The organism is Tenacibaculum aquaeponti, from assembly GCF_057221555.1.
This window is the reverse complement of the sequence record NZ_CM170147.1, coordinates 2,945,627-2,960,699: the sequence shown is the minus strand read 5'-3', so window position 1 is coordinate 2,960,699 and position 15,073 is coordinate 2,945,627. Positions and strand designations below refer to the sequence as shown.

At 29.4% G+C, this 15,073-nt stretch carries 16 protein-coding genes; 5 read left to right on the top strand and 11 right to left on the bottom strand.

What is annotated here, in order from left to right; genetic code table 11:
* Positions 1-555: 555 nt before the first annotated feature.
* From AC2TEO_RS13435 to AC2TEO_RS13415, 5 genes are read right to left on the bottom strand one after another with little or no spacing between them, the layout of a single operon-like run.
* Complete coding sequence (locus tag AC2TEO_RS13435) at positions 556-1,107, bottom strand: 5-formyltetrahydrofolate cyclo-ligase (RefSeq protein WP_442265323.1); 552 nt, start codon at positions 1,105-1,107, stop codon at positions 556-558.
* A 12-nt stretch (positions 1,108-1,119) separates the two neighbouring features.
* On the bottom strand, positions 1,120-2,367 hold the full coding sequence (locus tag AC2TEO_RS13430) for an NAD(P)/FAD-dependent oxidoreductase (RefSeq protein WP_442265322.1): 1,248 nt from the start codon (positions 2,365-2,367) through the stop codon (positions 1,120-1,122).
* Between the two features lie 2 nt (positions 2,368-2,369).
* Positions 2,370-3,377, bottom strand: coding sequence for a 4-hydroxyproline epimerase (locus AC2TEO_RS13425; protein ID WP_442265321.1), 1,008 nt, complete (start codon positions 3,375-3,377; stop codon positions 2,370-2,372).
* 4 nt (positions 3,378-3,381) lie between these two features.
* Entirely contained in the window at positions 3,382-4,959 is a 1,578-nt protein-coding gene (locus AC2TEO_RS13420) for an aldehyde dehydrogenase (NADP(+)) (protein WP_442265320.1), read from the bottom strand.
* 4 nt (positions 4,960-4,963) lie between these two features.
* A complete protein-coding gene (locus AC2TEO_RS13415) occupies positions 4,964-5,878 on the bottom strand; it encodes a dihydrodipicolinate synthase family protein (RefSeq protein WP_442265319.1) in 915 nt (304 codons plus the stop codon).
* Positions 5,879-6,028: 150 nt separating this feature from the next.
* Here AC2TEO_RS13415 and AC2TEO_RS13410 point away from each other — a divergent pair, with 150 nt between their 5' ends.
* On the top strand, positions 6,029-6,868 hold the full coding sequence (locus tag AC2TEO_RS13410) for an AraC family transcriptional regulator (RefSeq protein WP_442265318.1): 840 nt from the start codon (positions 6,029-6,031) through the stop codon (positions 6,866-6,868).
* Here the strand turns inward: AC2TEO_RS13410 and AC2TEO_RS13405 are convergent.
* Both AC2TEO_RS13405 and AC2TEO_RS13400 read right to left on the bottom strand, forming a co-directional pair.
* Complete coding sequence (locus AC2TEO_RS13405) at positions 6,865-7,230, bottom strand: MmcQ/YjbR family DNA-binding protein (RefSeq protein WP_442265317.1); 366 nt, start codon at positions 7,228-7,230, stop codon at positions 6,865-6,867. The two genes, AC2TEO_RS13410 and AC2TEO_RS13405, sit on opposite strands and share 4 nt — an antisense overlap.
* The gene (locus AC2TEO_RS13400) at positions 7,230-7,841 is read right to left on the bottom strand and encodes a DUF4230 domain-containing protein (RefSeq protein ID WP_442265316.1); all 612 of its coding nucleotides are present in this window, start codon (positions 7,839-7,841) and stop codon (positions 7,230-7,232) included. Before AC2TEO_RS13400 ends, AC2TEO_RS13405 begins: the two co-directional genes overlap by 1 nt.
* Positions 7,842-8,150: 309 nt before the next feature.
* Here AC2TEO_RS13400 and AC2TEO_RS13395 point away from each other — a divergent pair, with 309 nt between their 5' ends.
* On the top strand, positions 8,151-8,732 hold the full coding sequence (locus AC2TEO_RS13395) for a hypothetical protein (RefSeq protein ID WP_442265315.1): 582 nt from the start codon (positions 8,151-8,153) through the stop codon (positions 8,730-8,732).
* Positions 8,729-9,724: a hypothetical protein gene (locus tag AC2TEO_RS13390; RefSeq protein ID WP_442265314.1), complete on the top strand. Its 996-nt coding sequence runs from the start codon at positions 8,729-8,731 to the stop codon at positions 9,722-9,724. The genes AC2TEO_RS13395 and AC2TEO_RS13390 overlap by 4 nt, the downstream gene beginning before the upstream one ends.
* Here AC2TEO_RS13390 and AC2TEO_RS13385 read toward each other — a convergent pair.
* Genes AC2TEO_RS13385 through ruvC form a run of 4 tightly spaced genes read right to left on the bottom strand, consistent with a single transcriptional unit; the run spans position 9,721 to position 13,583 of the window.
* Positions 9,721-10,473, bottom strand: coding sequence for a cyclase family protein (locus tag AC2TEO_RS13385; RefSeq protein WP_442265313.1), 753 nt, complete (start codon positions 10,471-10,473; stop codon positions 9,721-9,723). The genes AC2TEO_RS13390 and AC2TEO_RS13385 overlap by 4 nt on opposite strands.
* Positions 10,470-11,603 carry a radical SAM family heme chaperone HemW gene (gene hemW / locus AC2TEO_RS13380; protein ID WP_442265312.1) on the bottom strand — a complete coding sequence of 378 codons (1,134 nt, stop codon included), beginning with the start codon at positions 11,601-11,603 and terminating at the stop codon, positions 10,470-10,472. The genes AC2TEO_RS13385 and hemW overlap by 4 nt, the downstream gene beginning before the upstream one ends.
* Positions 11,604-12,983: a DUF4932 domain-containing protein gene (locus AC2TEO_RS13375; RefSeq protein ID WP_442265311.1), complete on the bottom strand. Its 1,380-nt coding sequence runs from the start codon at positions 12,981-12,983 to the stop codon at positions 11,604-11,606.
* Positions 12,984-13,031: 48 nt separating this feature from the next.
* Positions 13,032-13,583, bottom strand: a complete 552-nt coding sequence (gene ruvC, locus AC2TEO_RS13370) for a crossover junction endodeoxyribonuclease RuvC (RefSeq protein WP_442265310.1) — start codon at positions 13,581-13,583, stop codon at positions 13,032-13,034.
* A gap of 46 nt (positions 13,584-13,629) precedes the next feature.
* Between ruvC and AC2TEO_RS13365 the strand changes: the two genes are divergently transcribed.
* Together AC2TEO_RS13365 and AC2TEO_RS13360 are read left to right on the top strand one after the other, a co-directional pair.
* A complete protein-coding gene (locus AC2TEO_RS13365) occupies positions 13,630-14,373 on the top strand; it encodes a Bax inhibitor-1/YccA family protein (RefSeq protein ID WP_442265309.1) in 744 nt (247 codons plus the stop codon).
* A gap of 132 nt (positions 14,374-14,505) precedes the next feature.
* Positions 14,506-15,018, top strand: coding sequence for a hypothetical protein (locus AC2TEO_RS13360; protein ID WP_442265308.1), 513 nt, complete (start codon positions 14,506-14,508; stop codon positions 15,016-15,018).
* Positions 15,019-15,073: the final 55 nt, after the last annotated feature.

The window sequence follows — 15,073 nt, the reverse complement described above, 5'->3', positions numbered from 1 at the left end:
CATTAATGGGTATTTTTTTTATTTAATTAACATATGTTAATTTCCATTCACCTTTTCATACATCTGTTTCATCGATACATTTAGGTTATTCATCTAAGCTTTTAGCACAATAGCTCACATTTAAAGTATCTTTAATAACAGAAGCAAGGGACAAATATTTGGTCACAAGCATTTTAATAATTTGGGAGCGATTTTAACATTTTTACATTAAATAGACAGGCTCAAATATATTGTCACATTCCCCCGATTGACATATGGATTTGGATAATTTACAATTATCCAAATCTTTGTTTTTATACTTATTTAGAGCAAATCACCTCACTATTAAAATTAACATATGTTAATTTTATCGACACTTTAATCGTATCTCATCTATTCTTTAAACTAAAAAAAGATATTTGCCTTAATTTTACATTATGAGTAAGGGACTATATTAAGCCTTTTTATTAACTAATTTAGGTACAATTTTAGTGTTATATCAGATAAATAAGGTTTAAATATGGAGGGATACCCCTAAAATATAAAAATTTGGATAATGGTTAGTTATCCAAATTTTTACTTTTTAGGATATATTACTTTTTGTAAAGGAAAATCAAACTCGTTTAAATCATCTATAAAATGAATTGGTTTATAATAGTTTAACCCAATAGTTTTTACACTTTCTTTACAATCACTTAAAAAACGATCATAAAACCCCTTACCATAACCAACTCTATATTGCTTTTCATCAGAAATTAATAAAGGAACAAAAACTAAATCTATTACTTTTACACTTACTCTTTTTGCATTTTTAGGTTCTGGAATTCCATATTTATTGAGCTCTAAAACTGTCTCTTTTTCAAAGAGATAGTGTGTTAGTGTAGCATCCGTAAAATTACTTTTACTAATAATTATATTTTTCCCTTGATTTCTAAGGAAATCTATAATAGGATAAGTATTGATTTCTTTTTGTTTTTCTATCGGAAGAAATATATGAATATTATGAACTGTAGAAAAATCATATTCAAATACCTGCTGGTAAATATCTTTTTCTAATAAATGTATTGTTTCACTAGAGAGTTCATTTCTTTTCTGTTTGTAAATTTTTCTTAACTCATTTTTATTCATACTACAAAAATACTAAGAAAATCGCTCGACTTGAAAAGGAGTAATATCCATACTTGTTTTCTTTTCATTTAAAATTTCTGTGATTAACTTACCTGTGGCAGGACCTAAACTCCACCCCATCATAGCGTGTCCAGTACCTACTGTAACATTTTTCAATTTAGTCAATCTTCCAATATAAGGAAGTCCGTCTGGTGAACATGGCCTTAAACCACATTTAGCTGAAGTTTTTTCTTTTTCATTAATTTCAATCTCATTATAATAACTTTCAGCAGCATTAGCTATGGCATTTACTCTTTTATTATTTACAGTATGATTTATCCCTCCTAACTCCATAGTTCCAGCAAAACGAGTAACACTATCCATTGGAGTTACAGCCACTTTTGCTTCCAATAAAATTGACGGGATATTAATTTTGGTTCGATTAACCACATCTATCCTGTACCCTTTACCTGCTTGAATAGGAACATTAACTTTCAATTTCTTTAATAGATTTTGAGACCAAGAACCACTTGCTACAACTAATTCGTCAAGCTTTATTAATTCATGATTGGTTTTTACACCTGTAACCAGATTAGATTGTATTTCAAAATCTTCTACTTCTGTATGTTCTTTAAAAATTACTCCTTTAGCTGTTAAAAAACTTTTCATTTGTTGCATAAATTGGTGTGGGGTCATATGAGCATCGGACAAATAGTGCACTGCTCCTTTAACTGAAGAATTCACTGTTGGCTCTATTTCTTGTAACTGTTTTTGTGAAATTTGCTCCACTTTTAAACCACATTCAATTGCTTTTTTACCAACATTCCATTCTTCTTCTCCAGCCTTGTCTGTTTTATACAACATCAATAAACCTTTATGTTTATAAAAAAAACTAAAACTTTTATCAGATATCATTTCTTCGTAAAGCCTCCTACTAAGTAAATTAATATCTCTAATTACAGGTATAGAAGTGGTTACTTTTTGAGAAGTTGCTGATTTTTTAAATAACCAAGTCCATTTTAAGAAATCGTAATTTAACCTTGGCTTTACATAAAAAGGACTCGATGCATCAAACATCCATTGTAATCCTTTTGTAATTATTCCTGGGCTGGCTAAAGAAATAATATGACTTGGAGTAATTAAACCTGCATTTACATAAGAAGCCCCTGAAGAAAAATCTGATTTATCAATCACAATAATCTCAGCAGCTTCTTTTTGTAAATAATAGGCTGTGCATAGCCCAATTATTCCCCCTCCAATTATAACTACTCTTTTTTTCATTTTTATATCACTTGAAACCCATGTGCATATGGATCATCTTCATCATCTATAATTATTGTATTATAACCATATATCTTAGCCCATCCTTGAACACTTGGTATTATCGCTTTCTTATTATCTATTGTAGTTTCTTCTTCAATCTTACCTACAAACTTGCTTCCTATAAAGCTCTCATGTACAAAATCTTCTCCTTGTTTTAATTTTCCTTTAGCATATAATTGAGCCATTCTTGCAGAAGTTCCTGTTCCACAAGGACTTCTATCTATAGCCTTATCTCCGTAAAAAACAGCATTTCTACCAGAAGAATTTTCATCTAAAGGACTACCTGTCCACAACATATGAGATACATCTCTAATGGTATCATCTTCTGGATGCACAAAATAATTCGGGTATTTTATATTTATTCTATCACGAACAACCTGAGAATACTGTATAATTTTAGAGGCAGTAAAATCTTGTATTCCTGAGAAGTTTTTTTGAGGATCTATAATTGCATAAAAATTTCCTCCATAAGCTACATCAAAAGTTAACTCTCCCAATTCAGGACAATCTACAGTTAATCCTTCTGCTGCTAAATAACTTTTTACATTTTTTAATTTAACCCACTCAACTTTACCTTCATTTTCTTTATAAACTATTTCGACAAGTCCAGCAGGAGCTTCCATTTTAATAACCCCTTTAGTTTTAGGCTGAACTAACCCCTCTTCAACGGCTATTGTAATAGTACCTATTGTTCCATGTCCACACATTGGTAAACAACCAGAAGTTTCTATAAATAAAATCCCAAAATCATTTTCTGGATTTTGTGGTGGATACAAGATACTTCCGCTCATCATATCATGTCCACGAGGTTCAAACATTAAACCTTTACGAATCCAATCGTATTCTTTAAGAAAGTGCTGACGTTTTTCACTCATTGAATTACCAATAAGATTTGGTCCCCCTTCTTTTACTACTCGAACGGGATTTCCACATGTATGACCATCAATGCACGTAAAAACACTTTTCATCTTATTAAAATTGATTTAATTGTCCGTTTACTAATCTTGTTATACCTAATGGATTCTCATCCTTTAACTCGTCTGGCAATAATTCATTAGGCCAGTTTTGAAAACTAAACGGACGAACCCAACGTTTTATAGAGTTAATTCCTACAGCTGTAAAACGGCTATCTGTTGATGCAGGATAAGGTCCGCCATGGACCATTGAAGGACAAACTTCAACTCCAGTTGGAACTCCATTAAAAATTAATCTTCCTACTCTGTTTTGCATTTTAGCCACTAAACTAGGATACTCTGATATTTCATTATCATCTGAAATTATAGTTCCTGTTAATTGACCTTCTAAATTTTCAATAATTTGCTCTAACTCATTTGTGGTTTCACATTGAATTACAATTGAAAATGGCCCAAAAACTTCATGATGCAATGTAGAGTTTTCTATAAATGTTTTTCCTGACACAACAGCAACAGCTTGAGAACCATAATTTATTTTTAAATCAGCATCTAAATCTGCAATTACTGTAACTTTGTTTTGACTTATTGCTTCTGATTTTCCTTTTTTGTAAGCCTCATAAATATTAGGATGTAACATACACGAAGGATTTATTCCTTTAATTTTTGATCCTAATTCTTCAATAAAACCAGATAATCCCTCTCCAGCAACTCCTAAAATTAATCCTGGATTTGTACAAAACTGCCCAGCTCCTAAAGTGATAGAACCTGCAAAAGTTTGAGCAATAGTTTTCCCTCTGTTTTTCAATGCTTTTGGCAATACTACGACAGGGTTCACACTACCCATTTCTGCGAAAACAGGAATTGGCTCTTCTCGTTTAGCCGCAATATCTAATAAAGCTCTTCCTCCTTTGATACTTCCAGTAAAACCAACAGCCTTTATTTTGGGGTGGCTAACCAACTGTTGACCAACTGCATAATCTTTAGAGTTAACATTTGAAAAAACTCCTTTTGGCATTCCTGTTTTTTCTACAGCTTTTATAATTGCTGAAGCTATTAATTCACCAGTTCCTGCATGCATTGGATGTGATTTCACTATTACTGGACAACCTGAAGCCAAAGCAGCAGCCGTATCTCCCCCAGCAGTTGAATATGCTAGCGGAAAATTACTCGCTCCAAAAACTACTACAGGTCCTAAAGGAATATTCATTTTCCTCAAATCTGGTTTTGCTACAGGAGTTCTATCTGGAATTCCTGTATCTATACAAGCTTCTACCCAAGAACCTTCCTCTACTAAATCTGCAAAAGATCGTAATTGAAAAACTGTCCTACCTCTTTCTCCCGCAGCTCTTCCTTCTGGAAGACCAGTCTCTGAACAATAAGTATTAATTAAATCGTCTCCCAAGGCTTCTATCTCATCGGCTATTGCTCTTAAAAAATCAGCTTTTCGCTTTCCTGAGTAATTTTTATAACTATGAAATGCTTCTTCAGCTAAATTTATAGCTTGATTTACTTCCTCTTCAGTAGCCTGAACAAATGAATATTCATTCTCTGCATTTAATTCAGGATTAATTGTTGTAAATGTGATATTTCCTTGAGAAGATAATTGATTTCCAATATGATTTTTTCCAGTAATCATGGTTTTATAAACTTTTATAATTTGGTAGTGATGGTCTTTTTTTAAGTCCGTCTTCAATAATTTGAAGCACTTTACTTCGTTCCTCACCTATTAATGGTAATCGAGGAGCTCTTACAGTTTCAGTTCCTATTCCTGTAGCAACTTCAGCTAATTTAATATTTTGAACTAATTTAGAATTTATATCTAACTCTAACAATGGTAAAAACCATCTATAAATCTCAATCGCTTCTTTTATTCTCCCTGCTTTTTGTAACTCATAAATCGCCACAGTTTCTCTTGGAAATGCACAAACCAAACCAGCAATCCAACCATCTGCTCCCATTAATAAACTTTCTAAAGCTAATGTATCTACACCTGTCATTATCTTTAATCTATCTCCAAAATTATTTTTAATTCTGGTAACGTTAGATATGTCACGGGTAGATTCTTTAACAGCCTCTATATTATCACAAGACAATAATTCATCAAACATACTTAATGTTACTTCTATACCATAATCTACAGGATTATTATATACCATAATTGGCAATGAAGTATTTTCTGCAACTGCTTTAAAATAAGCAACAGTCTCTCTTCCGTCGGCCTTATATCGCATAGGTGGTAACATCATTAATCCTTTAGCACCATCTTGTTCAGCTTTTTTTGCTGCTGCTATAGCTGACTTAGTTGTTTGTTCCGCAATATTTATTAAAACAGGCACTTTACCGTTAACTACATTTACAGTTGTTTGTGTTAAAATGCTTTTTTCTTCATTAGATAAAGTACTCGCCTCTCCTAAAGTCCCTCCTAAAACAATTCCGTGAACACCAGCGTCTAACTGAGCATTTATATTTAACTCAAAAGTTTTAAGATCTAATTGATCATCTGATGTGAATTTTGTAGTTACGGCTGGCATAACTCCGTTCCATTCTATTGACATGATAGTTTGTTTTTTTTATGACAAAATTATCAGAGGTTTAGAAATGTAAAATCATCAAAATTACTCAAAACTAATACTATATTAATCATTTTTGTTCTTAATTAGTTAAAATCTATTAATTTTATACTTAACAGTATTTTATTGTTTATTATGAAAGTGTTACCATTTAAAATTCCCAAACCGAAAAACCTAGGTTTAATTTACCAAGAAGACAAAGGTGTCTTATATGATAAATTACATCAACATGAAGAAATACAAATCTCATACATTGTAAATGGAAAAGGAACTTTAGTTGTTGGAGACACTGTTCATCATTATTACACTAATGATGTACTTATAGTAGGTAGCAACTTACCTCATCTTTTTAAAAGTGACCCTTCGACTTCAGACAATTCATTTATGATTTCTCTTTTTTTTACTGAAGAGTCTTTCGGTAAAGATTTCTTTTCTTTAGATGATTTTAACTCTCTAAAACACCTACTAAAAAAAACAGCTAACGGACTAAAAATAAGCAAACCTAACATCATTATAACTCAGTTGTTTCATTCTCTAAAAAACACTTCTGATTTAAATCGCTTTATTGCTTTTTTTAAATTATTAGATGAGTTTAATAAAGTAAACTCTAAACCGCTTTCAAAATTTATTTATCCTAAAAAATATACTGAGAATCATGGTAGAAGAATGCAAGCTATTATGAACTATACTATGAATAATTTTAGTTCTGATATTGACTTAAATACAATTGCTGAAAAAGCAAACATGACTAAGAATGCTTTTTGTAATTATTTTAAAAAAAGAACCAATAAAACTTATTTTACTTTCTTAAATGAACTTCGTGTTGAAAACGCTTGTAAATTACTTTTAGAAAATAGAGAAGTAGCTATTAATGAAATAGCCTACCAATGTGGCTATAGTAGTTTATCTAATTTTAATCGAAAATTTTTAGCTGTAAAAAAAATGACTCCTTCTCAATATAGAAAAAACCATTAACTTTTTTTGAGTTCTTCTTTTAATTTTTTTGTTAGTCCTTTCACAACCAAATCATATGAATGATCTATTAACTCAAAGATTAGTTTATCTGGAACATCTTGATTTATAGTTATTGTGTTCCAATGTTTTTTATTCATATGAAATCCTGGATTAATTCCTTCATATTCGCTTCTTAGTTCCTCTGATTTTTCGGGATCGCATTTTAGATTTATTTTCTCTTCGCCTTTTTCCCAGTGATTAAGTCCAACTAAAGCAAACATTTTTCCCATTACTTTAAACACTAAAGTAACTTCATCAAAAGGAAATTCTTCAGTAATTCCTTTTTTACGAATACAATATTCTCTAAGTTGTTCTATATGCATTATTCTAATAATTTCATGTTTCCACTTGGTAATTCAAGAGATGAATAATCTAATTTCCAACCAATAGCTTCTATTAAATTTTTCATCAACGCAATTGCCTCTAGCGCTTCGTGATTTGCAGCATGCATTAAATTACTATTCGGGATTTTTTGAAGCACATGTTCTTTAGCAGCTTGATTAACTTTTGTTAAATCTTCTGAATTAAATTTATTTAAAAAACCATCTTGTATATCGTAAAAACGAATATTAGGTTCTACAGATAACACTTCTGGCTGAGGGAATTCAGATAATTTAATTGTTTTATTTTTTGTATCAGCTTCCATTTTAATCTTTCTAAAATCAAAACCAATATGTGTTTTTGCGTTAATTAAAATAATTGCTTTTTTCTTACTAGAAATTAATCCTAAAAATTTTCCCTGCGTATCTTCATGGTGATAAATCTCTGCAAAATCTCCTTCAACAGTAATTAGCTTAGTAACCTTTTTTATCTTATCTAATAAAATTACAGATTGATTTTCTGTTAAGTTCCTGCTTTTCACATGAGAAAACTTTTGAAAAACAAAATAAGAAACCACAGCACCTAAAGCCAATCCAAAAAACAATAATTCCATAGGATAAATATAAGTTTATATCATTAATTGAGACCAATTTTTCACAATGAAAGTCACAAACATTTTAGTATTGTTAAGAATACTAAAATTATTTTTGATTTTATAATTCCTCATTTTTTATTCTGTCATTAAAAAACTTCATAAAGAATTACTTAAGAATTTTATTTAACATTAGTCTGAAATAATCTATAATGTTTAATTTTTCCAAAAAAATATATTGAGAACAAATAACAACCCACAATTAAGCATTTATAATCACAGGTTTTTATATTACCAATAATTCAGTAAATTCGTGTAAATTAATTTCTATTGAAAGAGAACTTCCTTTTTAATCCATTTTCTGGAGTTTTGCATGAAGATATTCCTCAGGTAATTCTGCCAAATATTGATATCAACCAAATAATTCATAAGATTAAGAATTCTAATTCTTTAGCTATTGAGTTTATCGGAAAACAAGGAAGAGGAAAAACTAGCCATTTAAGATATTTACAACATATATTACCTGAATATCCTATTTTTCTTTTAAACTCTACTTCATCAGTTTCTGATGTTATGAAAAATACTTCAGAAATTGTTTTTGTAGATAGTATTCATCATTTAAGTTTTTCAAACAGAGTTCAATTATTAAAACAAAAAAAAGTAGTAATTTACACTACACATTGGCGAAGAAAAATTGATTGTTTATTAGCTAAAAAAGAATACCATTCTATACGATTTAAAGGAATTGAGCCAGAAAAACTTCAAGCTATTTTAAATGAAAGATTAAAGTTAGCTTCTAGCTCTAATACACCTGAAACTTTATTTAGCATTACTGATGTAAATAAGCTAATCAAAAAATTTGGAGATAATTACCGAGGAATTATTAATCATTTATACGAAAAATACCAATGAGCAATTCTATATTAAATGCCAGTATTAACGTTTTTGGCACTATAACATCTAACGTATATGATGGGGTTTTAAATATTCATCCTAAAGAAGATTTAATAATCGACCATATTGATGGAATTGTATATTTGGAAGCTCGCGGAAGAATGTCGAGTGTAAAAAAACAATTGGTAACTTTTAAAATTGATGACAGAATAGTTTTAACTAAAGACGAAGCTTATGAAATTCCTTTTTCATTTAACTTAGATGAGGATTATATTGAATCTTATACCGGAAAAAATGTTAGTATTTCATATAGTTGTGAAGCCAAAATTCATGTTAATGAAGAAGATTTAGAAAAATTAGACCGAGGTGTGTTAACAAGAATGAAATCTTTTTTCACTTCAGATTATTCCACTAAAATATCTGGTTATTTTAATAAGTTCAATAACGAAGAACAATATAAAATCGGGGAAAGTCATAGTGATTTAAAATTAGCATTTAACTTTTCGAGCGCATTAATTATTGCTTTAATTATTGCTGCTTTATATATATTTTTCTTGATTGGCTTAAATTTTAATTTTCATGGATTTCATATTTTTTTACTAGTTATTGCGACTGCAATAATAAGTTATGTTCAATTCAAAATTAAAAAGAGTAGAATTGGAGATATTTCTTTAAAAACTTCTAATAGAGAAAATGGATTTATTTGCTATGTAAAACCTGCTCGAAATTTTAGTTTGAATAAAGCTAAAATTCACTATCGTATTGTAGAAAAAGTAGTAGATAACAGAGGAACTTCTTCTACAACATATACAGAAGCTATATTTAAATCACCCATAAAACCTTTAAAAAGTAGAGGGAGTTCTGAAGTAGAATTTCAATTCCCTGAAAACAAAAGATTAGCAAGCATGGAGTTTGAAGACGCTTCAATTTATTGGGAAATAGTAATTAATGGAACACATAACGGAGTTACAGAAAAACTAACTTGCACTATAGAAGCCTATAAAGTTTAATTTAAAATTTTATATAAAATAGGTTTGCTTGGTGTTGCGTCATTTTCAAAAGGTGCAATCATTAAATTTAAAAAGTAAGCTCCATCCTCTATTGTATTTGCTACAAATATAAACTCTGTAATTGTAGCATTTAATCGTACTTTTCCATTAGTAAACCAAAAAGCATTGTGAGCAAGTAACAATCCATCATCTTTTTCTTTATCTACAGAAGGCAAATCAATTAATAAATGTTCTATTCCTTTTTCTCTTAAATAAACAGCTGCTTCTTCTAACAAATATGGTGGGTTAGTATTTGAATATCTTTTTGATTTTTTTTCATTTTCTAAATTAGGTAAAGTTCTAATTACTATTGCTTCTCTTTTTTTATTTCCTAAGGCAATTTGTAATTGCTTTTTAGAAATTACTTCATCTTCCCCTAATGTTTCTGGAACTACAGTAATTACTTCGGTTAAAAAGAAAAAACGTTTCAAATTTTCATTAACAGAATGTACTTTCTCTGTGATATGACCAACACACTCTGTATGCGTAATGTGTGCATGAGGATTAAATTGAATAGAATTAAAATTCACTGGTGCTCCTTCTGAAACTTTTATTACCTCATCACCAAATTGTTCTGCATAAATCTTGGGTTCATCTAAATACCATGCGTTTACATTTCCTTTGGAAATATCAATAGGAATAGAAATATCTATTGGATTAAGTAAATCTATTTGATATTTTTTTGAGTTGTATTGAATTGTTGTAATCAAGATAAATTTAATTTAAACAAATCGGAAGCTATACCATCGGTTAAAAACTTTCCTTTTCGCGTTGTTTTTAGTGTTTCATTTTCAATATACAATAAATCTTCAAGAATAAATTTCTCTGATTGCATTTTTAAATATGTTAAATATTTAGCCCCAAAGTCTTCTTGAATTTTTTGAAAAGACACTCCCCAAATCGTTCGTAAACCAGTCATTACATACTCATTATAACGATCTGTAATCGATAAACTTTCTATTTCAGATGGCAATTCACCTTTTGTTATTTTTTTAATATACAAAGCGTTATTCGCTATATTCCAACCACGTTGTTTTCCATTGAAAGAATGTGCAGAAGGGCCTATTCCTAAATATTTTTTCCCTTGCCAGTATGCTGAATTATTCTGACTAAAAAAACCTTCTTTCCCAAAGTTCGACAATTCATAATGTTGAAATCCTGCTTTATCTAATTCATCAACTAAGATTAAAAACTGCTCTTGAGCTAATTCATCATCAACATTATCAATTACTCCTTTTTTAATAAAACTTTCTAAAGCAGTTTTGGGCTCTACTGTTAACGCATAACTTGAAATATGTGGAACTCCAAAAGATAGTGCTGTTTGAATATTTTCTCGCCACTCTTCATTTGTAGTATTTGGAATTCCATAAATTAAATCAATTGAAATATTATCAAACTTACGAATCGCATGAGATAAACTTCTTTTTGCTTCTTCCGCATTATGCGCTCGATTCATTAGTTTTAAATCCTTTTCAAAAAAAGATTGAATTCCTATACTTAATCTATTTACAGAAGAACTTGCTAAGTTTTCAATTCGCTCTGAAGTTAAATCATCTGGATTGGCCTCCAAAGTAATCTCTGGATTAGCAATAACTTTATAATTATCGTAAACTTCTTTAATAATACAATCAATTTCTACTTGATTTAACACACTTGGTGTTCCTCCTCCAAAATAAATTGTTTTAACCTCTTCTTTATCAAATTCATGCTTACGCATTTTTAACTCAGAGATTAATGCTTTGATCATATCTTCTTTTGTTTTTAAAGAAGTAGAAAAATGAAAATCGCAATAATAACATGCTTGCTTACAAAATGGGATATGTATGTATATTCCTGCCAATTATTTATTACACTCTTGTTTTTTTATCCATTGAATTACTTCTGGATATAACTTTTCTAAAGATACATTTGGGTTTTTCTTGTACCAATCTAACACATAACGGTTAAATGATTTAAATTTTATAAACCCTCTACTTTTTGACATCATGAAATTTTCTAAAGCTGTGTTTCTTTTATTAAAAACTTCTTCATTAAAATTATCATATAAGTATAAAGTAAAAACAGACCAAGTCATATATTCATTAAATGTAGCATAGCTACTACCATAACCTTGTTCGCTTTTATTCCAACAATTTAAAGGTTTTAATAATGAATTAATTTCTGGATATTTATTTGTTGTTGGGTTAACATAGTTATGATCTATTTCAGTAAAAACAATTCTAGACAATATGGCTTCCTTTTCTTTTTCTGAATATTGATCTGGTAATGTAGGTCCGTTAACAAACATTAGTGTTTCCGAAAAACCATTGTCTTTAAATGTTTTTGTACTATGAGCTCCTCCCACTAAAGGTGAAAAATAAATTTTATACGAATCGTGTTTAACTGAAAATTTATTCTCTATCCATTGCCACATTTTATCTACTGGAACCAACTTATAATAATCATCAATTAATGATTTATAATAGGTTTCATTAGCTTTATAAAACTCATTGAATTTAGATTTTTCAGAGAAATCTTCTAATAAAGGTAATAAATTGTTTAAATAATTATCTTCTCCAAAACTCATTCTTTTATATGGTGAATCATTAACTATTTTACCATCTTTATACGAATATATATTTGCATTCATTCTAATATTGTAGTAATACTCATAAGTTTTACCACTCATTCCATAAGCCTCTGTAATATGATTGTTTAAACTATCTATTAAGGGATGTGATTTATATGGCTCGAAATACGCCATTACTCTCTCATAATAATCAAATCCTTTAGGTATCATATTATTATCCTTAGCTCCAACTTCCGTTAATGCGATAGCAATATTTACTAATTCATGGACTTTTGGCGCATATACTTTATATTTTCCTTTTTGCTTTTGTATGTATGCATCTGAAAACTCTGCTGAATTAGATTTTCCTATTACTAATACAGAAATACTATCCTTTTTATTAATAACAAAAGTTAAAGGAATACTATCTTTTGGAGCTAATTTAAATTTTACACTATCATTTTCAGAGTAAAATCCAACTTCGTTTGTTTTTCCGGTATAAGGAAAAAAAAGATCTTCATTAACAACAGAAAACGGAAACTTTTGTCCGTTAAACATTGCTTGAATTTCTTTTTTATTTGTAGATAAATACTTTTTTGTCTCTTTTTCATTTTTCTCTTTACATGATAACACTATAAAAATTAAGCAAAATAAGGCTAGTTTTTTCATCATAGAATTTAGTTTATTGGTTGAATAACAAATGTAAAAAAAGCGTAGTTATTATTTTATTTTATTAGGATTTTGTTTCACAAAAGCAGCCCAACCAGTGTAGTTCTTCCCTCCTACTTTTGTTCCAGAATTATAAAAATGACAAACTGCTGCTGCTAGTCCATCTGTTGCATCTAAATTTTTAGGTAAGGTTTTTAGATTCAATAATGATTTTAACATTAAAGCTACTTGCTCTTTACTCGCTTTTCCATTACCAGTTATTGCCATTTTAATTTTTAATGGTGCATATTCTGTTACAGGAATTTCACGAGACAATCCTGCAGCCATTGCAACTCCTTGTGCACGTCCTAATTTTAACATCGACTGCACATTCTTACCAAAAAATGGAGCTTCTAAGGCTATTTCATCTGGCTTATATGTATCGATAAGTTCAATAGTGCGTTCAAAAATGAGTTTAAGCTTTAAGTAATGATCAGTATATTTTTTTAAGATTAATTCATTCATTTGAACAAACTCCATCTTCTTTCCTACGACCTTAATTATCCCAAATCCCATAATGGAAGTTCCTGGATCTATACCTAATATGATTTTTTCTGTCTTCAAATTTATTGTACTTTGTACAAACACAAAACTAATCAATAAAAAACGAATGCCTTTATTTGGATTACGAACTTCTAACCCAGCTTTTAATCGTTATTTCTGGCGAAAACAGAAGATGTATTTCAAAAGTAAAATGAGTATTAGTGGAATAATCATAAAGTCTTTTGCTATGCTTATCATTGTCCTAATTACAGCCTCATATACTTGGCATCTTTTTTTCTCTGGAGTTATTATTAAATGGTATACTGCTATTGGTATGTTTGTTGCTATATGCTGTAGTTTATTTATATCTTTTAAACATAATACTGTAAAATACCTACTCCCAATTTATGCTATTGCAAAAGGTATGTTTTTAGGAGGCATTAGCGCTTATGCTCACAAACGTTTTCCTAATTTACCTTTTCAAGCTATTGCAGTTACAATTACCACATTCTTTGTAATGCTTTTTTTATATCGTTTAAAAATTATTAGAGTTACCAAAGAATTTAGAGCAATAATTATTAGTGCTTCTGTTACTATTTTTTTATTCTATTTTATTGGTTGGGTGTTATGGCTTTTAAAAATTGATGCTTTGCCTTTATGGGGGACTTCGTGGTTTGCTATTGGTTTTAATGTAGTAGCCGCAATTGTAGCTTCATTCTCTTTATTACTCGATTTCTATCATATAGACAAACAAGTTGGTCGTTATCCTAAAGAACGAGAATGGTTAGCTACTTGGGGATTGTTAATCACTTTAATTTGGTTGTATGTTGAAACTTTACGCTTATTAAAAAAACTTGCCATACGGTTTTAGTTTCATTCCTAAAAAAAGAACGTTTGTACCAATAAACAACTACACTTGTGCCTTTTTAATTTTTAAAATCTTTAAATTATTAGTTGATTTGTTTTTAAACATAAAAATATTTAACCAAACACCAATTTTATTATGGAAAATACTAAAATAAGACAATGCAGTGATATCACAAATCCTGCTGGAATTTGTATAACAGATTTTACAGTTAATGAATTAAATTCTGAAATAAGTTTTGACTTCCAGAGAAATTCTATAAAACCTTTACAACCACTAAATGCTACACAAGTAGACAACAAAGGTAATTTAAACGTAAGTTCGATCGTATTTATAGATAACTCTGTTACGATTAAAAAGAAAAATACTCATATTAAGCAATATTTAAGTTATGATAACAATGGCGATCCTTTTTTAAATTTTTATATTATTTACGACTCTAAACCGAAAAAAAAGCAAAAATTTAAAGCTTACCAGTTTAATTTCACTACAGTTTGGGGAGAAAATGGTTATACTCCTAACCCTATTCATTCTAACCCTAATCCTCCAACTTTAAATGATATTAATTTTATTAATACGTTTTTAATGGATTTAGATCCTGAATTATCTAGAGGGACTGTTACTACTGTTAAAACTACAGGAGGTAATTAAAAAACTCATTAAGAAATCAAGTAGGTTTTTTTTTTATAAGTTTGTAACTTAACTA